This is a genomic window from Flavobacterium xylosi, assembly GCF_042787345.1.
GTDB classification, from domain to species: domain Bacteria; phylum Bacteroidota; class Bacteroidia; order Flavobacteriales; family Flavobacteriaceae; genus Flavobacterium; species Flavobacterium xylosi.
This window is the reverse complement of the sequence record NZ_JBHZPZ010000002.1, coordinates 109716-131850: the sequence shown is the minus strand read 5'-3', so window position 1 is coordinate 131850 and position 22135 is coordinate 109716. Positions and strand designations below refer to the sequence as shown.

Sequence of the window (22135 nt, the reverse complement as noted above, 5' to 3'; positions counted from 1 at the left end):
CGATGTAAAGATGCACTGCAGTGCATCTCTACAGTACATCTCCATAATACCTATCAACACAATATTAAACTACAACCACTAATAGAAATGAATCCACTTTCAGACAGAATTAACAACCTAGCTACATCACAAACATTAGCAATGGCTGCTTTGGCCAGAGAATTAAAAGCTCAAGGAAAAGATATTATCAGCTTAAGTTTAGGCGAGCCTGATTTCAATACACCTGACTTCATCAAAGAAGCGGCTAAAAAAGCGATTGACGAAAATTACAGCACCTATTCTCCAGTGGAAGGATATGCTGATTTAAAAGAAGCAATCTGTAGAAAATTCAAAAGAGACAACGATTTAGAATACAAACCATCCCAAATTGTAGTTTCAACCGGAGCAAAACAATCTTTGTACAACATTGCACAAGTAATGCTTAATGATGGTGATGAAGTGATTTTACCTGCTCCTTACTGGGTTTCTTATTTCGAAATCGTGAAATTATCCGGAGGAGTTCCTGTAGTAGTTCCCACTTCTGTAGATACTGATTTCAAAATCACACCAGAACAATTAGAAGCGGCAATCACACCAAAGACTAAAATGATGTGGTTCAGTTCGCCTTGTAATCCAAGTGGATCAGTTTACAATAGAGAAGAATTAACGGCATTGGCTAAAGTATTGGAGAAATATCCAAACGTTTACGTTGTTGCTGATGAAATATACGAACACATCAATTTCTCAGGAACTTTTTGCAGTATCGCATCAATCCCAGGAATGTTAGAAAGAACAATCACTGTAAATGGAGTTGCTAAAGCTTTCGCCATGACAGGATGGAGAATTGGATATATTGGCGCACCGGAATTCATTGCTAAAGCCTGCACAAAAATTCAGGGTCAAGTAACTTCAGGAGCAAATAGTATTGCACAACGCGCTACCATTACAGCAGTAGATGCTGATCCAAGTGTATTAAAACACATGGTTGATGCTTTCCATAGCCGTAGAGATTTAGTAGTAGGATTATTGAAAGAAATTCCAGGAGTAAAAATCAACGTTCCCGAAGGTGCTTTTTACGTATTCCCAGACGTTTCTTCTTTCTTCGGAAAAACGTTGAAAGGTACTTTCATAAAAGATGCAAATGATTTCTCAATGTACCTTTTAGGCGAGGCCAATGTAGCAACGGTAACCGGTGATGCATTCGGAAACCCTGACTGTATCCGTTTTTCTTACGCTACAAGCGAAGATTTATTGAGAGAAGCATTAAGAAGAATAAAAGAAGCAGTAACATTAACTGAAGTTCCTGCATAATATAAAATTCGTTTAAAATTTAAAATAGTTTAAGGTTTAAAGTTTTAGCGCTTTATACTTTAAACTATTTTTTTTATGGGCGTGACCCAAGGGTCGGGCTATCCGCTACAATCTTTTTTACCTCGTTAAAAAACGAGATAAAAAAGGATTTCCACTTCTATCCCTCACGCAAAAAAACACTATTTTTGTTTCCAATTTAAATCGTTTTTATACGATTAAGCAACTTGAAACTTCAAAAAAAATGAAAATACTACTTCTAGGCTCCGGCGAATTAGGAAAAGAATTTGTAATCGCAGCACAACGCATCGGGCAAACCGTAATTGCGGTTGACAGTTACGAGAACGCGCCTGCCATGCAAGTCGCCCATGATTTTGAAGTCATCAACATGCTGGATGGTGACGCTTTAGATAGAATAGTTGACAAACACAAACCAGACTTTATCGTACCCGAAATCGAAGCCATTCGCACCGAGCGTTTCTACGATTACGAGAAGCAAGGAATTACCGTAGTTCCCTCTGCGAAAGCGGCAAATTTCACCATGAATAGAAAAGCCATTCGGGATTTAGCTTCGAAAGAATTAGGTTTAAAAACCGCTAATTACCGATACGCCACAACTGCCGAAGAATTACAAAAAGGAGTTGAAGCTGTTGGAATGCCGTGTGTCGTAAAACCATTAATGAGTTCCTCAGGAAAAGGGCAATCCACCATAAAAACGGAAGCTGACATCGAAAAAGCATGGAATTATGCCGTGGAAGGTTCCCGTGGAGATGTTGTGGAAGTTATTGTAGAAGCTTTTGTAAAATTCAATTCCGAAATCACGTTATTAACCGTTGTCCAAAATAATAATCCCACTTTATTTTGCGCGCCAATTGGTCATAGACAAGAACGTGGCGATTACCAGGAAAGCTGGCAACCCGCCAGAATTTCCAACAAGGATCTATACGAAGCGCAAGACATGGCCGAAAGAGTAACCGAAGCGTTGGGAGGCGCAGGACTTTTTGGAGTCGAATTTTTCTTGGCTGATGACGGCGTTTATTTCTCGGAATTATCACCAAGACCGCATGATACGGGAATGGTAACTTTGGCGGGAACGCAAAACTTCAATGAATTCGAATTGCATTTACGTGCTATCTTGAGCCTGCCAATTTTCGAAATTACTCTTGAAAAAGCGGGAGCTAGTGCCGTAATTTTAGCTTCAGAAAATTCAACAAACCCAACATATTCGGGCATTGAAAAAATTGCCGCTTTACCAAAAACTGATTTCAGGATTTTTGGCAAACCAACTTCTCGTCCGTACAGAAGAATGGGCGTGGCTTTAGTTAATGATACCTTAGAAACGCCAATCGAGAAAATTGTCGAACGTGCCAAAAAAGCAGCTATCTTAGTAAAAATAAATTCTTAAAAAATGAAAAATATATTAGCAGTACTATTTGTGTTTTTAGCAGTTTCAGTTAATGCACAGGATAAAAAAGAAAAGCCAAAGACCCAAATTGTAGATGCCGCTTGCGGACAATGCCAATTTGCAATGGAAGGACACGGTTGTGAGTTAGCCGTTCGTATTGATGGGAAAAGTTATTTTGTAGATGGAAGCTCCATCGATTCTCATGGTGATGCACATGCGAACGACGGCTTTTGTGCAGCTGTTAGAAAAGCCGAAGTTGTTGGTGAAATAAAAGACAACCGTTTTGTAGTTTCTAAATTTAAATTACTTCCTGAGGAAAAGAAAAAATAACAAAATTGTCTTTGATTCTTCAAAATATTGCCAAGCATGTAACTCTTACTCCTGAAGAAGAGCAACTTTTTTTGTCTAAAATTGAAACACATCATTTTAAAGCCAAAAGTCTTTTGCTCAATTCAGGCGAAGTTTGCAAACATTCTAATTTTGTGAACTCCGGAATCTTAAGAAGTTTCAATATTAATGACAGCATTGTAGAGCATGTTTTAAATTTTGCTTGCGAAGGTTGGTGGATTGGCGATATGTACAGTTTAATTTCGCAAAAACCGGGCAATCTTTTTATTGAAGTTTTAGAAGATGCTGAAATCGTTAGGCTTTCAAAAGAAAATCAAGAACAACTTTATACAGAAATTCCAAAACTGGAACGCTTTTTTTAGAATTCTAACCGAAAATTCCTTAGTCGCAAACCAAGAGCGACTAATGGATAATTTAAGTTTATCCGCGGAGGAGCGTTTTGAAAAATTTTGCAAAAGATATCCAACATTGATCCAACATATTCCCCAAAAACAAATTGCTTCTTATATTGGTGTAACACCAGAATTCTTTAGTAAGATGAAATCGAGACTGATGAGAAAATAGTAGTCAGTCTCAGTTTGCAGTCTTCTGAAAACTATTTCTTAATCTACATTAAGTGCCTTCTTCAAGTAATGATTGTAAATTTGTATCATAATAATTATTAAATTTATTTCATCATGGAAAATACAATCATACATAAAGCCAATACACGTGGTCATGCCGATCATGGCTGGTTAAATGCCTATCATAGTTTTAGTTTTGCCAGTTGGTATAACCCGGAAAGAGTTCAGTTTGGCGCTCTTCGTGTTCTAAATGACGATACTATTGCAGCGGGAATGGGTTTTGGAACACATCCGCACGATAATATGGAAATTATCACCATTCCTTTGGAAGGCGATTTAGCACACACAGACAGCATGGGAAATACGGAGACCATTAAAAGCGGCGATATTCAAGTCATGAGTGCCGGGACTGGAGTAAAACATTCTGAGTTCAATCCCAATGCGGACCAAAGAACAAAATTGTTACAGATTTGGGTTTATCCGAACAAACAAAATGTGGAGCCTCGCTACCAGCAAATCACTTTAAACGCTGAAGACCGAAAAAACAAATTGCAACAAATTCTTTCACCTAATGCTGATGATTCAGGCGTTTGGATTCATCAGGATGCTTGGTTTCATTTGGGTAAATTTGACAAAGGAATTTCAGCAACTTATGATTTAAAAAAAGAAGGAAATGGCGTTTATGCCTTTATACTTTCCGGAAATGTAACAATCAACGGACAGGAATTGGAAACCCGAGATGGTTGTGGGATTTGGGATGTCAAATCTTTGGATATTAAAGCCGGTTCGGATGCGGAGTTCTTATTGATGGAAATCCCAATGCAACATTAACAAAAAATAATTAGAACTGAAATGGTTGAATTAGAATACAACGATAAAAAAGGAAACTTTTATGTGAAGGTTGAGGATAAAATCGAAGCAATATGACGTTTTTATTTGCAGGCTAAAATAAAATCATCATTGATCATACCTAAGTAAACCCGGGCAATAAAGGAAAGGGTTTTGGAAAAAGATGGTGAGAAAAGCGGTCGAATTTGCTCGAGAAAAAAAGGCTTAACAATTCTTTCGTTATGCCCGTTTTCCAAAAGTGTTTTTGACAAAACACCCAAATTCAGAGACGTCTTATAATCAACGCTGAACCAATTAATTATTTAAAATTAAATTATGACATATTTATTAGAACAAGACATCACCGGTCATATTGGATTACAAAAATACTTATGTACCATTTCATGGAGAAACGGTCATCTTATTATGGATGAACCCGAAAGTGTTGAAGGAAAAGCTCTTGGTCCGGATCCCTATTCAACACTACTCGCCTCACTTGCAGGTTGCACTTTGTCGACCTTACGTATGTATATTGACCGAAAAGGCTGGGTGATTCCAGAAATCAATATTACATTAAATGCCACACAAGAAACTGGGGATGAATTGACAACTACCATCACCAGAAGTATTACTTTCTCAACTGAAATTACTACAGAACAAAAAGAACGATTATTAATAATTGCAAATAAATGCCCCGTTTCTAAAATATTGAAAGGAAATATAATCATTAACACCAAATTATAATTATGGATCCTAAAGACATTAAAAAAGAATATACCAATGGTGAAGTTACCGTGGTATGGCAATCTGGTAAATGCATTCACTCAGGCAACTGTGTTCGAAACAATCCAGAAGTCTTTCAACCCAGAGAAAAACCTTGGATCAAAATTGAAGGTTCTTCGACGGAGAAAATTATTGATACGGTCAAAAAATGTCCTTCGGGAGCCCTATCGTATTACCAGAACAAATAACAAATCTCATTTTGGAAGAAAAGCGTCGTACACAAACGGCGCTTTTCTTGTTTCTTGAGATTGTAGAGTTTCTCTTTAGCCCTGATGGAAGCGAAAATCCTCGCAGAGATTGCAGCGTACAGCAGGAGGAATGTTGATAAGAAGAACAAAAGTTGGTGCTCCTAAAAAAAATACTATTTTTGCACATCGGTTGAAACTAATCTTTCAATCTTTACATTTTTCAATCTTTAAATTAAAAAAATGAAAGCATACGTATTTCCAGGTCAAGGCGCACAATTCACCGGAATGGGCAAAGACTTATATGAAAACTCCCCATTAGCAAAGGAATTATTCGAAAAAGCGAACGAAATATTAGGTTTCCGCATCACAGATATCATGTTTGAAGGTACGGCTGAGGAATTGAAAGAGACAAAAGTTACGCAGCCAGCAGTTTTCTTACATTCGGTTATTTTAGCAAAAACTTTGGAAGATTTCCAACCAGAAATGGTGGCGGGACATTCTTTGGGTGAATTTTCAGCATTGGTAGCAAATGGCACTTTGTCTTTTGAAGACGGATTGCGATTGGTTTCCCAACGCGCTTTGGCGATGCAAAAAGCCTGCGAAATAAAACCTTCGACTATGGCTGCCGTTTTAGGATTAGCAGACAACATCGTAGAAGAAGTTTGCGCTTCGATCGACGGAGTTGTAGTCGCTGCAAATTATAACTGCCCGGGACAATTGGTGATTTCAGGAGAAACAACCGCAGTTGAAAAAGCTTGCGAAGCGATGAAAGCCGCTGGAGCAAAAAGAGCTTTATTATTGCCTGTTGGAGGTGCTTTTCACTCTCCAATGATGGAACCCGCAAGAGAAGAATTAGCAGCAGCTATTGAAGCAACGACGTTCTCTACTCCTATTTGCCCGGTGTATCAAAACGTGACAGCTACTGCGGTTTCGGACCCCAATGAGATCAAGAAAAACCTAATCATACAATTGACAGCTCCCGTAAAATGGACACAATCCGTACAGCAAATGATAAAAGACGGAGCTACTTTGTTTACCGAAGTTGGTCCAGGAAAAGTTTTAGCTGGATTGATTGGGAAAATTGACAGAGAAGCGGTGACGGCGAATGCATAATTAAAGTTTTTTTAATTAAATTTATAATCCTCACAAGCTAAAGTTGATGAGGATTTTTTTATATTTGGAAAACATCAAGATAAAACGTCATATTTATTAATCCTCAAACAAAACAAAAATGAAAAAAACAATTTTAGCATTAGCTTTTACAGCTGTTGCAATGATTTCTTGCCAAGACAAAACGAAAGATAAAATTGAAGATGCTTCACAAGCCGTAGGAGATGAAGTAGGACAAAAAATGGATACTGTTTCCACAAAAGTTGAAACGGCAATTGATTCCACTCAATCAAAAACAGCTAAAGTTCTTGAAAAAAGTGCAGAAAAACTAGATCAAGCTGCGGAAAAATTAAAAGAAGCTGCTAAGAAGTAATTCAAAAAATCCCAAACTATTTCGATAATTTGGGATTTTTTTTATTTTTAAATCTAGAAGCTACCTTCCGCAATTTGAAACCTGAAATCTAACTTCTAATCTTCTGCTCCCACTTCCAAGCACTTTCCATTGCTTGTTCTAATGTAGATTGAGCCTTCCAGCCAAGGACAGCATTCGCTTTATACGTATTGGCATAAGCCGACGTAATATCGCCTTCTCTGCGAGAAACGATTTTGTATGGCAATTTTTTACCGCTTACTTTTTCGAATTTATGAATAACTTCCAGTACAGAACTTCCTGTTCCTGTCCCTAAATTAAAAGTCTCCACTTTGGCACCATTCTTTTTATTTAATAGTCTTTGTAAAGCAATTACGTGGGCTTTCGCCAAATCTACCACGTGGATATAATCTCGTATACAAGTTCCATCAGGCGTGGGATAATCATCACCATAAACGGATAACTCTTTTCGCAAACCAAAGCCGGTTTGGGTTATAAAAGGCACTAAATTTTGTGGTACGCCAATAGGCAATTCCCCAATTTCAGCCGATGGATGTGCTCCAATAGGATTGAAATAGCGCAATAGAATGGCATTGATATTAGATACCTTGACAACATCAGTGATGATTTCTTCACCTATTTGTTTGGTATTCCCATAAGGTGACATGGCTGTTTGAATCGATGCATCTTCAGTAATGGGCATTTTTTCGGCTTGACCATAGACGGTGCAAGAGGAGCTAAAAATAAAACTGGCTTCTGGTTTTTTCTCTAATTCCTGTAAAACATACACCAACGTATTGATATTGTTTTCATAATACAATAAAGGATTTTCGACACTTTCACCCACTGCCTTTGAAGCAGCAAAATGGATTACCCCAAAAATATCGTGATGCCTTTTGAAAAAATCCTGCACTTTATCTTTTTCACGTAAATCTAGCTTTTCGAATGCGGGAATTTTTCCGGTAATAGCCTCAATTCCGTCTAGTACACTTAAAGAAGTATTAGAAAGATTATCTACAACCAGTACTTCAAAACCTTCATTTTGTAATTCGACTACGGTATGAGATCCTATAAAACCTAAACCTCCTGTTACTAGTATTTTCATGATTTATTATTTTAGAAATTCTAAAACGCTATCCGTAATGAATTTAATTTGTTCGTCATCCAGTTCGGTATGCATCGGTAAAGAAATCACTTCTTTGACTAATTGATTGGTTACAGGAAAATCTTCTTCTTTGTATCTTACATCCAAATATGCTTTTTGCGAATGCAACGGAATTGGGTAATAAATGGCACAAGGAATGCCTTTGTCAAGCAAATGTTGCATTAATCCATCTCTATCGGCATCAATAATTCTCAATGTATATTGATGAAAAACATGGCAGTCACAAATGTCACATATACTTGGCGCTACAATATTTTTGTGTCCTACAAAAGCAGCAGAATATTTTCTGGATGCATCTTGTCTGGCTTTATTGTATTCATCTAATAAAGGCAATTTTGCATTTAAAACTGCTGCTTGAATACTATCTAAACGAGAGTTCACTCCTACTACATCATGATGATAGCGTTCGTACATTCCGTGATTTACAATCCCGCGAAGTTTGTGAGCCAATGCATCATCATTTGTAAAAATTGCCCCACCGTCACCATAACATCCTAAATTTTTAGATGGAAAAAAAGAGGTAGATCCTACATGTCCTATCGTTCCAGCTTTCTTTTTTGTTCCATCAGAAAACCTGCAATTGGCTCCAATAGCTTGTGCATTATCTTCTATGACATATAAATTGTGTGTTGCAGCCAAAGCCATAATTGCTTCCATATTAGCCGCACGTCCAAATAAATGCACTGGAACAATCGCTTTAGTTTTGGGTGTAATGGCGCGTTTTATTCCTTCGATAGAAATATTCATATTATGCATATCAACATCAACCAAAACCGGCGTAAGTTGCAACAAAGCAATCACCTCAACAGTTGCGGCAAAGGTAAAGTCAGCAGTAATGACTTCATCTCCAGGCTTTAAATCCAACCCCATCATAGCGATTTGCAGCGCATCAGTTCCGTTTGCACATGGAATAACATGTTTTACATCTAAGTAGTCTTCTAACGATTTTTGGAACTGATGAACTTGAGGTCCGTTAATATAAGTATTAGTATCTAAAACGTCTTGAATAGCCGTATTTACAGTGTCTTTAATTTTAGCGTATTGACTTTTTAAGTCAACCATTTGAATTTTTTTCATTGAGATTTTCTTTAAAATTTATCCTTCAACTGATCTGAGGATGACGTTAGTTTAAGGTTTGAAGTCGGAAAACAATCTAAACACTTTTTTTAAACGAAGAACAAAAATAGTTATTTAATGACTTATTACAATGAAAATTATTTAAAGTGATGTAATTTAGCACACAAATTTTTAACGATGCTTTTCCTTTATAATTTATTTGTGGTTTTCGCTTCACAAGCCTTAAAACTAGTCGCTGTTTTCAGTCCAAAAATGAAACTTTTTGTGGACGGCAGGAAAGTAGTTTTTCCTGTTTTGGAACAAAAAATAAAGCCTACAGACAAAACGATTTGGTTTCATGCTGCTTCTTTAGGAGAATATGAACAAGGACTACCTGTGATTGAAAAAATTAAAGAAAAATTCCCTTCGCATAAAATTGTAGTTACTTTTTTTTCGCCTTCAGGTTATGAGGTTCGTAAAAACAATGCGGTTGCGGATGTCACCGTTTATTTGCCTTTGGATACCAAGAAAAATGCGAAAGAATTTTTATCATTAGTACATCCTGAACTCGTTTTCTTCATTAAATACGAATATTGGTTAAATTATTTAAGTGAACTAAAGGAGTTAAACACGCCAACTTTCCTGATTTCTGGGATTTTTAGAGAAAACCAAATGTTCTTTAAATGGTATGGTGGATTCTATAGAAAAGCACTGGATGCTTTTACTTATTTTTTTGTACAAAACGAGAATTCTAAAAAACTTTTAAGGCAATTAGGCAAAGCCAATGTCGCAGTTTCAGGAGATACGCGTTTTGACCGAGTGGCGGCAATTTTAGAAAAAGACAATTCTTTGGATTTTATCTCCCAATTCAAAAACGACACATTAACCATAGTTGTGGGGAGCTCATGGCCAAAAGACGAAAGTTTGTTAGTTGATTTTATCAATTCCAATAAATACAATGTCAAATTTATAATTGCACCGCATAACATCAAAGCAGAACAAATTCAACAACTAAAAAATAGTATTAATAAAAAAACAGTTTTATTCAGCGAAAGAAATGACAAAAATCTTGCTGATTACGATGTTTTTATAATTGATACGATTGGTATTTTGACAAAAATTTATAGTTATGCTGACATTGCCTATGTCGGTGGCGGTTTTGGAAATCCCGGCGTGCATAATCTACTTGAACCGGCCACCAATGGCGTTCCGATTGTGATTGGCCCGAACTACTCTCATTTTACAGAGGCGATTGCTTTAGTAAACCTTGAAGGCTGTATTTCTATTTCCAATAAAAAGGACTTAGAAGCCACTTTAGTGAACTTAATTCTTATTGAAGTAGAAAGACAAGAAAAAGGTCATATCTGCGAAACATTTGTACAAATGAATAAAGGTGCCACTGATATTATTATGAATACTATCTCAAATTTTGAATTGCTATAATTTTATAAAATGTTATTGTTTTAAAAAACATCAAATTTAAATAAGTCAGTTCTTTGACTAAGAAAGGGGATTCGTTATAATTAGATTATAAAAAAAGCCCCACAAAGTATCTCTCATTGAATTAACCCGTCATATTTCACAAAATTGACTCTCTGGCATAATAATTGCTTTAAATGAGAATGTTGGCGAAAAATATTATTTTTCAAAAAAAAAATAAAAAAATATTTTACATATTAAAAAATTTATATCTTTGCCCCGAATTAATAATTAACCTTTTATAATAAAGTAAGATGAAAAAAGTATTTTTAAGTTTAGCTGTTGTTGCTGTTTTAACTGTTGTATCATGTAAAAAAGCTGACGCTTCTGCTGACGACGCTTCTGCTGTAGTTGATTCTGCTGCTGTTGTTGTTGACTCTGCTGCTGCTGTAGTTGATTCTGCTGCTGTTGTTGTTGACTCTGCTGCTGCTGTTGCTACTGACGCTGCAAAAACTGCAACTGACGCTGCTGCAACTGCTACTGAAGCTGCAAAAAAATAATTAGAATTCAATTCTAAAAATTTTAAAGCCATCCGCGCAAGCGAGATGGCTTTTTTAATTATTTGTTCTGCCGTTTTTAGAGCGCCATACAGATAAAAAAGGAGAGCAATGGTAAATTTACCATTGCTCTCCTTTTTTATTAACATATTGCTCCCTAATTAAGCTTAATCTTCAAAAATAAAATCATTTGCCGAAAAATCTAAAATTTCGGCTACGGATCCATATCTAACAATTTCATCTATTCCTTTTTGAAGTCTCAAAGAAGTTGTGTATTTTCTACTAGTAGCTAGATGACCTCCCTTTAGCATCAATTTAAAGTAATACTTTCCATTAGAAGATTTAAACTTTAAAAAATCCGCTGATTCGACATTTTCTTTTAACTTTTCAATATCTTCCTCGCACTCAAACTTAAGTTCATAACTCAAACTAGTAAAAATGATCTTTCCTTTTCTGGAAGTAAAAACAAATTTATACTCGTCATTAAATCTTTTACTAATTACAAAAGCCCCCATAGTTTATTAAAATAATAAAAATTCAAATTATAAATCCCAAAAAAAGAAGTTGATACTGGTTCACAGATAGATTTAATTTTTATAAGAAAAATTGTAAAAACAAAAAAAACCGCTTCAATTGAAGCGGTTTAGTACTCAGAGCGGGACTTGAACCCGCACGAACATTGCTGTTCACTGGATTTTAAGTCCAGCGTGTCTACCAATTTCACCATCCGAGCATTATGTGGTGTGGAGCGAAAAACGGGGCTCGAACCCGCGACCTCGACCTTGGCAAGGTCGCGCTCTACCAACTGAGCTATTTTCGCATTTTCAATTCTTAAAAAGAACCGCAATACTTGTTCTGTATTGCGGATGCAAATTTAGGACATTTATTGAATTACACAAGCCTTTTTTATAAAAAATTTAAAGATTAAAGTTAACATTCTGATAACGTCAACTTTAAAACAAAAGAAATTATTTTCTGGTTAACATTCTTTTAATTTCATTGAGTTTCATCAACGCCTCCATTGGAGTTATGGTATTTATATCCAAATTTAAAATCTCCTCTTTGATCTCTTCCAATAAAGGATCATCCAAATTAAAGAAACTCATTTGCATTTCTTCCTTTGCAGATCTAATTCCGTTTAACGCCTCGCTTGAATGATTCTTCTCTAGCTTTTTCAATAGTTTTTGAGCCTTTAGTATCACTATCTGTGGCATTCCGGCCATTTTTGCAACATGTATTCCAAAACTATGCGCACTGCCTCCTTTTACCAATTTTCGAATAAAAAGTACCGTATCTTTTAGTTCTTTTACAGAAACATTATAATTCTGTATTCTGGGCAATGCCTCACTCATTTCATTCAACTCATGGTAATGCGTGGCGAACAAAGTCTTAGGCTTTGAAGGATGTTCATGCAAGAACTCTGCAATTGCCCAAGCGATTGAAATTCCATCGTAGGTACTCGTTCCCCTCCCAATTTCATCCAATAACACCAAACTCCTGTCGGAAATATTATTCAAGATGGAAGCTGTTTCATTCATTTCGACCATAAAAGTAGATTCACCCATCGAAATGTTATCACTCGCTCCTACTCTGGTGAATATTTTATCGACAATCCCCATTCTTACGCTATCAGCAGGAACAAAACTTCCCATTTGAGCCAATAACACAATTAGGGCCGTTTGACGCAAAATAGCCGACTTACCAGACATATTGGGACCGGTAATCATAATTAATTGTTGCACCTCTCTGTCTAAGAAAACATCATTGGCAATATAAGGCATTCCAACAGGCAATTGTTTTTCGATAACAGGATGCCTTCCGTTTTTGATTTCCAATTCATAGCTTTCGTCTAATTCCGGACAAACGTATTTATTTTCGATTGCCAATTGGGTAAACGAACACAAACAATCCAGTTGCGCAACCAAATTCGCATTCATTTGAACCGGCTTGATGTAAGTTGCAATCCAACTCACTAATTGCTCAAATAACTCTGCTTCTATTTTATGGATTTTTTCTTCGGCTCCAAGTATCTTGGTTTCGTATTCTTTTAATTCCTCCGTAATATAACGTTCTGCATTGACTAAGGTTTGTTTTCGAATCCATTCTATAGGAACTTTATCCTTATGTAAATTTCTAACTTCAATATAATATCCAAAAACATTATTAAAGGAAATTTTCAAAGAGGAGATTCCCGTCAATTGCGATTCTCTTTTTTCAATTCCTTCCAAGAATTCTTTTCCGGAAGTTGATATCGCTCGTAAATCATCTAATTCTGCATTTATTCCCTTTGCAATAGCATTCCCTTTAGAAACAGCCACCGGAGCATCTTGATTTAGCGTTATTTTTATTTTTTCACGGAGTAAATCACAACTGTGCAGACTATCTCCAATTACTTTCACCGCTTCCTGGGGGCTTTGCAACGCCAAAGTCTTTATTGGAATGATAGCATCCAACGATTCTTTTAAGTACACTACCTCGCGAGGCGACACTTTTCCGGCAGCAATCTTGGAAATCAAACGTTCTAAATCTGAAATCTGCTTGATTTGATGCTGAATATTTTTTAAAACGTCCTGATTTTCTTTTAAATAAGAAACCACTTGATGACGACTTCGTATTTTATTACTGTCTTTCAAAGGCAGAGCCAACCATCTCTTTAACAAACGACCTCCCATTGGCGAAAGCGATTTATCAATAACATCGAGAAGCGTAACCGCATTTGGATTGTAACTATGATACAACTCCAGATTGCGTATTGTAAATCGGTCCATCCAAACATAAGCATCTTCGGCAATACGCTGAATGGCAGTGATGTGTTGTACTCTATTGTGTTGTGTTTCGGACAAATAATACAAAATGGCTCCCGAAGCAATAATCCCTTCTTTTAATTCTTCTATTCCAAAACCTTTCAGCGATACGGTTTGAAAATGCTTGGTTAGGACTTCGAAAGCGTAATCCTCTTTGTAAATCCAATCTTCCAGATAAAAACTGTGATAGTCCTCCCCAAAAATCTCCCTAAAATCATTTTTGTTGTTTTTTGGAATTAAAACCTCACTGGGATTAAAATTCTGCAAAAGCTTATCAATATATTCGGCATTACCTTGAGCAGTAAGAAACTCCCCTGTAGAAACATCCAGAAATGAAATTCCAATAGATTTATTTGCAAAATATATGGATGCCAAAAAATTATTTGTTTTAGATTGCAAAACCTCATCATTCATTGAAACACCGGGCGTCACCAGTTCAGTAACTCCTCGCTTTACAATAGTTTTGGTCATTTTAGGATCTTCGAGTTGATCGCAAATAGCCACCCTAAGTCCTGCTTTTACTAATTTTGGCAAATAAGTATTGATAGAATGATGCGGAAATCCTGCCAAAGCCGTTTCCGTTTCGGAGCCTGCACCCCGTTTTGTCAAGGTAATGCCAAGAATCTTAGACGCGCGCACTGCATCTTCTCCGAAAGTTTCATAAAAATCTCCTACTCGAAACAATAAACACGCATCAGGATACTTCCTTTTGATCTCGTTATACTGCTTCATTAATGGCGTTTCCTTAACCGTTTTATCTTTAGATGTCAAGTTATTTTATATTTAATAAATGAAAAAAAATTGATCAGCGAATTTATATATTTTAAAACGAATTATACTGGACTATAAAAAATTAAATATTTTTAAGGAAAAATTAAGCTAATGGCATGATTTTTTCTTTAAATTTGTTTCACTAATTAAAAAAACAAGAAAATGAAAAAAATAGTTACACTAGCGTTATTATTAGTGTTAGGAGTTACAGCTTCTAATGCGCAAGAAACATCGAAAGTTACCAAAAAAATAAAAGCTTCAACTGCTAAAATTTCAGCTCCAAAAGTTGATGGAGCAGGAATTGTTTTTGTGAATGAAACTATCGATTATGGGAACATTGCCCACAATGCAGACGGAAAACGTGAATTCGTTTTTACTAATAATGGAAATAAACCATTAATTATAACTAATACGCAAGGTTCATGCGGATGTACAGTTCCTTCAGCTCCAAAAGAACCAATTGCGCCTGGTGCAAAAGGTGTTATTGGTGTAAAATATGCAACTGACAGAGTAGGTCCTTTCACAAAAACAGTGACTGTAACCTCAAACGCAGCTGGACAAGCAACAAAAACACTTACAATAAAAGGAACAGTTTTAGCAGAAAGTACATCAAAAAGCTAATTCCTAATTTAATTACATTAAAAAGCTTCCTTTATTTCGGAAGCTTTTTTTATTAAGACAAACCCTGGATACTATGAGAAAGCTTGAAAACAGCGAACTGGAAAGAAAATCAATAGAAGCTTTTAAAGAATCTGAAAAGACTCCTATTATCTTAGTTTTAGAAGACATCCGAAGTTTACATAATATTGGTTCTGTATTCCGCACAGCTGATGCCTTTTTGATTGAAAAAATATATTTGTGTGGCATCACGGCAACTCCTCCAAATAAAGAAATCCATAAAACCGCACTTGGCGCCACAGAAACCGTAATCTGGGAACACAATGATAATGTCCTTGAAGTCATTGAAAATTTAAAAAAAGACAATATAACCACACTGGCCATAGAACAGGTGGAAAGCGCTATTTTTCTGCAAGATTTCAAAGTTGAAAAAGACAAAAAATACGCATTAGTTTTTGGGAATGAGGTCTATGGAGTTTCACAAGAAGCGGTAGCTTTATGCGATGGTTCAATTGAAATTCCACAACTGGGAACAAAACACTCTTTGAACATTTCCGTGAGTGCGGGAATAGTAGTTTGGGATTTGTTTCAAAAAATAAATTGGAATTTGTAGGTTCGTCAAATCCAATTGCAAAAAAGTTGATTTAGACACATTTAATATTTAACTTGTCCTATTATTTTGACATGAAAAAACTATTCTTTCTAATTTTAATCCTTTCAAATGTTTTTGGATATGCTCAATATACTTTAATTCCTGATGTGAATTTTGAACAGGCACTTATTGATATGAGAATTGATAGTGGCGCACCTGATGGCAAAGTTCTTACAGCTAATATTAGCACACTTAATAGTTTGGATGTTTCTAGTAAAAATATAACTAATTTAACCGGAATTCAGGACTTTTTAGCATTAACCAATTTGAATTGTTTTAAAAATCAATTAACTAACTTAGATGTTACTAAAAACACTTCTTTGACTTACCTATCTTGTTGGAACAATCAACTAACCAGTTTAGATGTTACTAAAAATTTTTCTTTGACTTATTTAGATTGTAATGCTAATAAATTAACTAGCCTTAATGTTACGCTAAATACTGCCTTGACATATTTATTTTGTAATGATAATAAATTAACTAGCTTTAATATTACTTTAAATACTGCTTTAACTGGTTTAGGTTGTAGTTCAAATCAACTAACCAGTTTAGATGTTACTAAAAATAATTCTTTGACTTATCTATCTTGTTTTAGTAATCAATTAACTAGTTTGACTGTTATTGAGAACACTTCTTTGACTTATTTAGTTTGCTCTACAAATCAATTAACTATTTTAGACGTTACTAAAAATACGAAGTTAACGGAGTTATATTGTACTTCTAATCTATTAACTAATTTAGATGTCACAAAAAACACTTCCTTAAATGCTTTAACTTGTTGGAACAATCAATTAACCAGTTTGAATGTTTCTGAAAACACTTCTTTAAATCTTTTATATTGTGATAATAATCAATTAACCAGTTTAGATGTAATCAAAAACACTTCTTTGACTGATTTCGCTTGTTCAAATAATCAATTAACCAGCCTCAATTTAAAAAATGGCAAGAATACAAATATTAATAAAGACTCTTTCAACTTAACCGCCAACCCCAACCTAACCTGCATACAAGTAGATGATACAAGTTATTCCAACACGAACTGGTTATCGTACAAAGATGCCTCAGCGAGCTATTCTAATTCCTGTGGTGCTATAACAATTCCAAACAATAATTCCTCTCCATTAATTACAGCAAGTGGAAACCAGATTTATTGCCCCGGAAGTTCTCTAAATATAGTAAATGACATATCAATAACCGATACTGATAATGTTATTACTTCTATATACATCCAGATTTCGTCGGGTTATATAAACGGAGAAGATTTATTGACATTAGCGGGAACACATCCCACAATTACAACCAATTGGGATTTTGTAACAGGAAAACTTACCTTAACAGGATCAACAGGACAACCAAACACTGCAGCGTTCATAGCCGCCATAAAAGATATAAAATATTCCAGTAGCAATACATCTCCATCAGGAATTCGTAGTTTCTCAATTACAATAGGACAAGCCAATTACTTAGCCCGAAACGGTCATTATTATGAATACATTTCTAATCCTGGAATCAGTTGGACAGCAGCAAAAGCAGCCGCAGAGAATAGCACTTATTTTGGACTAAAAGGTTATCTAGCCACGATCACAGCCCTTGATGAAGCACAACTTTGTGGAGCGCAAGCAAACGGAAATGGATGGATTGGAGGCACCGATAGAGAAACAGAGGGAGTATGGAAATGGGTAACAGGTCCTGAAAATGGAACTGTATTCTGGAATGGAGGAGCGAATGGCATATCGCCAACTTATGCAAATTGGAACAGTGGAGAACCTAACAATACTAATAATAGTGAACATTATGCTCACGTTAAAGCTCCCGGAGTTCCAGGAACACCCGGATCTTGGAACGATTTACAATTAAACGGTGATGCAACAGGGAATTACCAGTCCAAAGGTTACATAGTAGAATATGGTGGAATGCCCGGTGATCCTGTACTTCAAATTTCGGCAAGTACAACAATCACCATACCCAAAATCACAAATACAACTTCCTCTCTAAGATGCGGTTCCGGGAGCGTGACACTTAAGGCCATCGCTACTGACGGAACTGTAAATTGGTTTGATGCTGCAACCGGAGGAAATCTTTTAGCAACAGGAAACTCTTATTCAACACCCTTTTTATCTACACCCACCACTTATTATGTAGTTGCTGGAGCTAATTGTACTAATCCGAGAACACCAATTATTGCAACTATAAATACACCTCCTGCAATAACTTCAACGAATACCCCCGTTTCAAGATGCGGTACTGGGCAAGTGACACTTCAAGCAATTTCTGACTCCGGGATTATCAATTGGTACTCCGTTGCAACCGGAGGAAACATTGAAGGAACTGGAACAAGTTTTACCACTCCTATTATTTCTCAAAACACAACGTATTATGCCGAAGCCCAAAATAACGGTTGCCATAGTAACACCCGAATTCCCGTTGAAATTAAAATCTACACGCCACTTATAGTTATGGATCAGGAATTAACTTTGTGCAAATCAGCAACACTAGCACTTGACGCTCAAATTCCTAATATGACTTATTTATGGTCAACTGGCGAAAACACGCAAACAATTAGCATTAAAACTGGCGGAAATTATTTCGTAGATGTAATTAGTCCCGCACCAGAAAACTGTACCAGCAGGAAAAAAATCACTGTTATTGAACATAATACTCCTGAGATCGACCGTGTTGATGTCAACGAAACAACATTCGCAATTTATTTAAAAAAGGAAGAAACTTATTTCGAATATTCCATTGACGGAATTAATTACCAAAGCTCTAATGTGTTTTTTAATAGTCCGAGTGGATTACAAACTGCTTATGTGAGAGAAATTAATTTCTGCAGTTATGATACAAAAACCTTTATCGTTCTGATAACTCCTAAGTTTTTCACCCCGAACAATGACACTTATAATGATGTATGGGAAGTAAAAGGATTGGTCAACTATCCAGAAGCCGAAGTGTTAATTTTTGACCGATATGGAAAGTTGATTACACGTCTAAATGCAAAAAAACTGATTTGGGACGGTACATTTAATAATAATTTATTACCGGCATCCGATTATTGGTACGTTTTAAAAATCGACAATTCAACGCCCGAAGTCAGAGGCCATTTTTCTCTTAAAAGACAGACTGTTTTAGATCAGCTTATTTTCTCCTGAATTTTATTTAAAATATAAAGATAATCTTCTTGGTTTTTAACAAAATCCCGATTCGAAACATCAATGATTAATACGTTCAATTCGGTTTGTGATTTAATATAGTCCAAATAACCATTATTGATTTTTTCTAAATATTCAGCAGGAATTTCTTGTTCATAGCTTCTACCTCTTTTCTTGATATTCTGCAACAATCGTTCTGAATTTTGGTACAAATAAATATATAAATCCGGTTTTGGCATTTCCCTATAAATGATGTCAAATAGATTGCGGTACAAACGATATTCATCATCTGCAAGAGTAATTTTTGCAAAAATCAAGGATTTAAAAATATGATAATCGGCTACAATAAAATCTTTAAATAAATCAAATTGCGCCAAATCATCTGATAATTGCTGATACCTGTCGGCAAGGAATGACATTTCAAGCGGAAACGCATATCTATTTTGGTCTTTGTAAAATTTGGGTAAAAAAGGATTGTCCGCAAAACGTTCCAAAACGGTTTTTGCATTGAAATCTTCTGAAATCTTTGTGGCTAAAGTTGTTTTTCCTGCCCCAATATTCCCCTCAAAGGCAACATAATTAAATTGTTCCAATGAAATACTTTGCAAAGGACTTTTTAATTCCTGGATTACCTTGCAAACACTTTGATCTGGCGAAGATTCCAGCAACTCCGAAATTGTCTTTTTGAGAACAGGATGCTTCCAATCCAAATTTAAATCCTGGATAGGCAACAAAACGAATTTCCTGTTTTGCATTAAAGGATGTGGAATCTGGAGTTTTTCAGAATCAATAATTTCCTCATCAAAAGAGATCAAGTCTATATCTATAATTCGAGATTGATACCCTGAAATGTTACTTCGAACCCGTCCTAATTTTTTTTCAACTTTTAAAACTTGAGTTAAAATCTTATTTGCGGAGATGTTAGTATGAATAACTAAGACACAATTATAAAAAACATCACTCTCAAAACCCCATGCCGGAGTTTCATACAATCTGGAAACTTTGATTACCGTTCCTACTTCCTGATGTATCAATTGCAAACAACGTTCGATGTTTTCCAAACGATTCCCTTGATTGCTTCCCAGAGATAAAATGACCTGATGTTGTGATTTCATATTAAGCGCAAATTAACTAAAAGAATTTTAGAATAGGAGTATCTTTGCAAAGAGTGTTGATAACTAATTTTAGAATTTCAAAACCTAAAGTTGTAACAAATTGACCTTATTTGAGACTTATTAAAAAAATATAAATATGAAATTTTTAGGAAATGTACTGGCTACCATCATAGGTATTTTTGTTTTTTTCATGCTGTTCTTTTTCGGGATACTGATTATTGGAGCCATTTTTGGAGGCGAATCTGAAGGTGTGACCGTAAAAAGCAATTCAGTAATCGAACTGAATTTAGAAGACATAAAAAATGATTATGCAGGAAAATATAAAGATCCTTGGATGGCTATTTTTTCAGATAACAAAAAAGTAGGTCTAACAGACATCATAAATGCCGTTGAGGAAGCGAAAACTGATGATGATATTAAAGGGATCTCAATTTTAAATAACAATTCTTCTTTAGGTATGGCCCAAAGCAAAGCCTTGAGAGATGCGCTAGAGGATTTTAAAAAATCAGGGAAATTTGTAATGGCTTATGCCAATTCGTATTCGCAAAAGGAGTACTATTTGAACTCGGTTGCCAATACTGTTTATTTGAATCCGGTAGGAGATATGGATTTCAAAGGTCTTTCAGCGGAAATCATGTTTTTCAAGGATTTTCAAGAAAAATCAGGTGTAAAAATGGAAGTAATACGACATGGAAAATACAAAAGTGCCGTAGAACCTTTCCTTGAAAATAAAATGAGTGATGCCAATAGAGAACAAGTTACCGCTTTATTAAACTCCGTTTGGGCTTCAATTGTAACTGATATATCCAAAAGCAGAAATGTATCGGTGGCCAAATTAAATGAAATTGCAAATGGACTTTTAGCCAGAACTCCTGAAATGGCAAAAGCAGAAAAATTAGTCGATATCATTGCTTACGAAGATGTCTATCATAATGCTATTAAAAACATTTTGAAAGTTGACAAAGATGAAGATTACAATAAAGTCACCATTTTGGATTACGCAAAAAATGTGGCGACGACTTCAAAAATTAGCGAAGCTAAGGATCAAATTGCAATTATTTACGCCCAAGGGGAAATTATGAGCGGTGAAGGTGATGTAAACACGATCGGCGAAGGTTCCATGCGTCGTTCGTTACAAGAAGCACGAAAAAATAAAGATGTGAAAGCAATTGTACTTCGCATCAACAGCCCTGGAGGAAGCGCTTTGACTTCTGACTTGATCTGGAGAGAAATTGAATTGACTAAAAAAGTTAAACCGATTGTTGTTTCTATGGGGAATTATGCGGCTTCAGGCGGATATTATATTGCCTGTAATGCCAATACTATTTTTGCCGAAAACAACACGATAACCGGTTCTATTGGCGTTTTTGGAATACTGCCTAATTTCACTAAGCTGGCTACTAAAATAGGCATCAACACTGAGCAGGTAAAAACCCACGAAAACGCTGCAAATTATAGTCCTTTTGTACCGTTAGACGAAAAATTTAAAGCCGTTACTCTTGAAGGTGTGGAACACATCTACAAAACATTTGTTACCCATGTTGCTCAAGGACGAAAAATGACATTTGCTCAGGTGGATGCAATCGCTCAAGGAAGAGTTTGGTCTGGTTCTGAAGCTTTGAAAAAAGGACTTGTAGATAAAATTGGCGGTTTGGATGATGCCATTCATGAAGCCGCAAGATTAGCTAAAACAAAAAATTACAGTACACAAAACTACCCGGAATATGAGAAAAATCTAAATGACCTTTTAGAAAGTTTACCATTTGCTAACTCTAAAGAAGATTTTATCAAAGAAGAAATAGGAGAAGAAAACTATAAAATCATGGAACAAATAAAAAGATTACAATCGCAAAAAGGAGTTCAAGCCATGATGCCATTTGAAATCAATATCCGATAGTATTTTTCCAATTTACATTGAAAACGAATCCGTTTAAGTACTTGCTTAAA

Annotated in this window: 20 protein-coding genes and 2 tRNA genes; 15 read left to right on the top strand and 7 right to left on the bottom strand. The window is 35.6% G+C overall.

Translation table 11 applies throughout. From position 1 onward, the window contains the following. The first annotated feature begins 87 nt into the window (after nt 1-87). The 9 genes from ACFX5E_RS02190 to ACFX5E_RS02150 all read left to right on the top strand — a co-directional run bounded on the left by ACFX5E_RS02190 (nt 88) and on the right by ACFX5E_RS02150 (nt 6885). Nucleotides 88-1290 carry a pyridoxal phosphate-dependent aminotransferase gene (locus ACFX5E_RS02190; protein WP_379853528.1) on the top strand — a complete coding sequence of 401 codons (1203 nt, stop codon included), beginning with the start codon at nt 88-90 and terminating at the stop codon, nt 1288-1290. 241 nt (nt 1291-1531) lie between these two features. Next, nucleotides 1532-2692 (top strand): formate-dependent phosphoribosylglycinamide formyltransferase, encoded by a 1161-nt coding sequence (gene purT / locus ACFX5E_RS02185; RefSeq protein ID WP_379853527.1) that lies wholly within the window; start codon nt 1532-1534, stop codon nt 2690-2692. A 3-nt stretch (nt 2693-2695) separates the two neighbouring features. Then, entirely contained in the window at nt 2696-3022 is a 327-nt protein-coding gene (locus tag ACFX5E_RS02180) for a DUF6370 family protein (RefSeq protein WP_379853526.1), read from the top strand. 11 nt (nt 3023-3033) lie between these two features. Further along, complete coding sequence (locus tag ACFX5E_RS02175) at nt 3034-3402, top strand: Crp/Fnr family transcriptional regulator (RefSeq protein ID WP_379853525.1); 369 nt, start codon at nt 3034-3036, stop codon at nt 3400-3402. Nucleotides 3403-3717: 315 nt separating this feature from the next. Next, nucleotides 3718-4434, top strand: a complete 717-nt coding sequence (locus ACFX5E_RS02170; RefSeq protein WP_379853524.1) for a pirin family protein — start codon at nt 3718-3720, stop codon at nt 4432-4434. 333 nt (nt 4435-4767) lie between these two features. After that, nucleotides 4768-5175, top strand: a complete 408-nt coding sequence (locus ACFX5E_RS02165; protein WP_379853523.1) for an OsmC family protein — start codon at nt 4768-4770, stop codon at nt 5173-5175. A 2-nt stretch (nt 5176-5177) separates the two neighbouring features. Beyond that, nucleotides 5178-5402, top strand: coding sequence for a (4Fe-4S)-binding protein (locus tag ACFX5E_RS02160; RefSeq protein WP_379853522.1), 225 nt, complete (start codon nt 5178-5180; stop codon nt 5400-5402). A gap of 240 nt (nt 5403-5642) precedes the next feature. Continuing rightward, nucleotides 5643-6515 carry an ACP S-malonyltransferase gene (fabD, locus tag ACFX5E_RS02155; protein WP_379853521.1) on the top strand — a complete coding sequence of 291 codons (873 nt, stop codon included), beginning with the start codon at nt 5643-5645 and terminating at the stop codon, nt 6513-6515. A gap of 118 nt (nt 6516-6633) precedes the next feature. Continuing rightward, complete coding sequence (locus tag ACFX5E_RS02150; RefSeq protein ID WP_379853520.1) at nt 6634-6885, top strand: hypothetical protein; 252 nt, start codon at nt 6634-6636, stop codon at nt 6883-6885. A gap of 88 nt (nt 6886-6973) precedes the next feature. Here the strand turns inward: ACFX5E_RS02150 and galE are convergent, their stop codons facing one another. Beyond that, nucleotides 6974-7987 (bottom strand): UDP-glucose 4-epimerase GalE, encoded by a 1014-nt coding sequence (galE, locus tag ACFX5E_RS02145; RefSeq protein ID WP_379853519.1) that lies wholly within the window; start codon nt 7985-7987, stop codon nt 6974-6976. A gap of 6 nt (nt 7988-7993) precedes the next feature. Continuing rightward, complete coding sequence (locus ACFX5E_RS02140) at nt 7994-9124, bottom strand: DegT/DnrJ/EryC1/StrS family aminotransferase (protein WP_379853518.1); 1131 nt, start codon at nt 9122-9124, stop codon at nt 7994-7996. Nucleotides 9125-9301: 177 nt separating this feature from the next. Here ACFX5E_RS02140 and ACFX5E_RS02135 point away from each other — a divergent pair, with 177 nt between their 5' ends. Both ACFX5E_RS02135 and ACFX5E_RS02130 read left to right on the top strand, forming a co-directional pair. Next, nucleotides 9302-10546 carry a 3-deoxy-D-manno-octulosonic acid transferase gene (locus tag ACFX5E_RS02135; protein WP_379853517.1) on the top strand — a complete coding sequence of 415 codons (1245 nt, stop codon included), beginning with the start codon at nt 9302-9304 and terminating at the stop codon, nt 10544-10546. A 290-nt stretch (nt 10547-10836) separates the two neighbouring features. After that, nucleotides 10837-11082: a hypothetical protein gene (locus ACFX5E_RS02130; protein WP_379853516.1), complete on the top strand. Its 246-nt coding sequence runs from the start codon at nt 10837-10839 to the stop codon at nt 11080-11082. A 164-nt stretch (nt 11083-11246) separates the two neighbouring features. On the opposite strand, the gene ACFX5E_RS02125 is transcribed toward ACFX5E_RS02130, so the two are convergent. The 4 genes from ACFX5E_RS02125 to mutS all read right to left on the bottom strand — a co-directional run bounded on the left by ACFX5E_RS02125 (nt 11247) and on the right by mutS (nt 14615). Then, complete coding sequence (locus ACFX5E_RS02125; protein ID WP_379853515.1) at nt 11247-11594, bottom strand: YegP family protein; 348 nt, start codon at nt 11592-11594, stop codon at nt 11247-11249. A 132-nt stretch (nt 11595-11726) separates the two neighbouring features. Further along, nucleotides 11727-11812 (bottom strand) — tRNA-Leu (locus ACFX5E_RS02120). Nucleotides 11813-11823: 11 nt separating this feature from the next. Beyond that, nucleotides 11824-11899, bottom strand: a tRNA-Gly gene (locus tag ACFX5E_RS02115). A 148-nt stretch (nt 11900-12047) separates the two neighbouring features. Further along, on the bottom strand, nt 12048-14615 hold the full coding sequence (gene mutS / locus ACFX5E_RS02110; RefSeq protein WP_379853662.1) for a DNA mismatch repair protein MutS: 2568 nt from the start codon (nt 14613-14615) through the stop codon (nt 12048-12050). A gap of 201 nt (nt 14616-14816) precedes the next feature. Between mutS and ACFX5E_RS02105 the strand changes: the two genes are divergently transcribed. The 3 genes from ACFX5E_RS02105 (at nt 14817) to ACFX5E_RS02095 (ending at nt 19073) form a co-directional block, all read left to right on the top strand. Next, entirely contained in the window at nt 14817-15275 is a 459-nt protein-coding gene (locus tag ACFX5E_RS02105; protein WP_379853514.1) for a DUF1573 domain-containing protein, read from the top strand. A 73-nt stretch (nt 15276-15348) separates the two neighbouring features. Then, nucleotides 15349-15885 carry an RNA methyltransferase gene (locus ACFX5E_RS02100; protein WP_379853513.1) on the top strand — a complete coding sequence of 179 codons (537 nt, stop codon included), beginning with the start codon at nt 15349-15351 and terminating at the stop codon, nt 15883-15885. A 71-nt stretch (nt 15886-15956) separates the two neighbouring features. Beyond that, complete coding sequence (locus ACFX5E_RS02095) at nt 15957-19073, top strand: Ig-like domain-containing protein (RefSeq protein ID WP_379853512.1); 3117 nt, start codon at nt 15957-15959, stop codon at nt 19071-19073. Here the strand turns inward: ACFX5E_RS02095 and folK are convergent. Beyond that, nucleotides 19055-20188: a 2-amino-4-hydroxy-6-hydroxymethyldihydropteridine diphosphokinase gene (folK, locus tag ACFX5E_RS02090; RefSeq protein ID WP_379853511.1), complete on the bottom strand. Its 1134-nt coding sequence runs from the start codon at nt 20186-20188 to the stop codon at nt 19055-19057. The two genes, ACFX5E_RS02095 and folK, sit on opposite strands and share 19 nt — an antisense overlap. A 136-nt stretch (nt 20189-20324) precedes the next feature. On the opposite strand from folK, the gene sppA reads away from it, so the two are divergent. Further along, nucleotides 20325-22085, top strand: coding sequence for a signal peptide peptidase SppA (gene sppA / locus ACFX5E_RS02085; RefSeq protein WP_379853510.1), 1761 nt, complete (start codon nt 20325-20327; stop codon nt 22083-22085). The last annotated feature ends 50 nt before the right edge of the window (nt 22086-22135 follow it).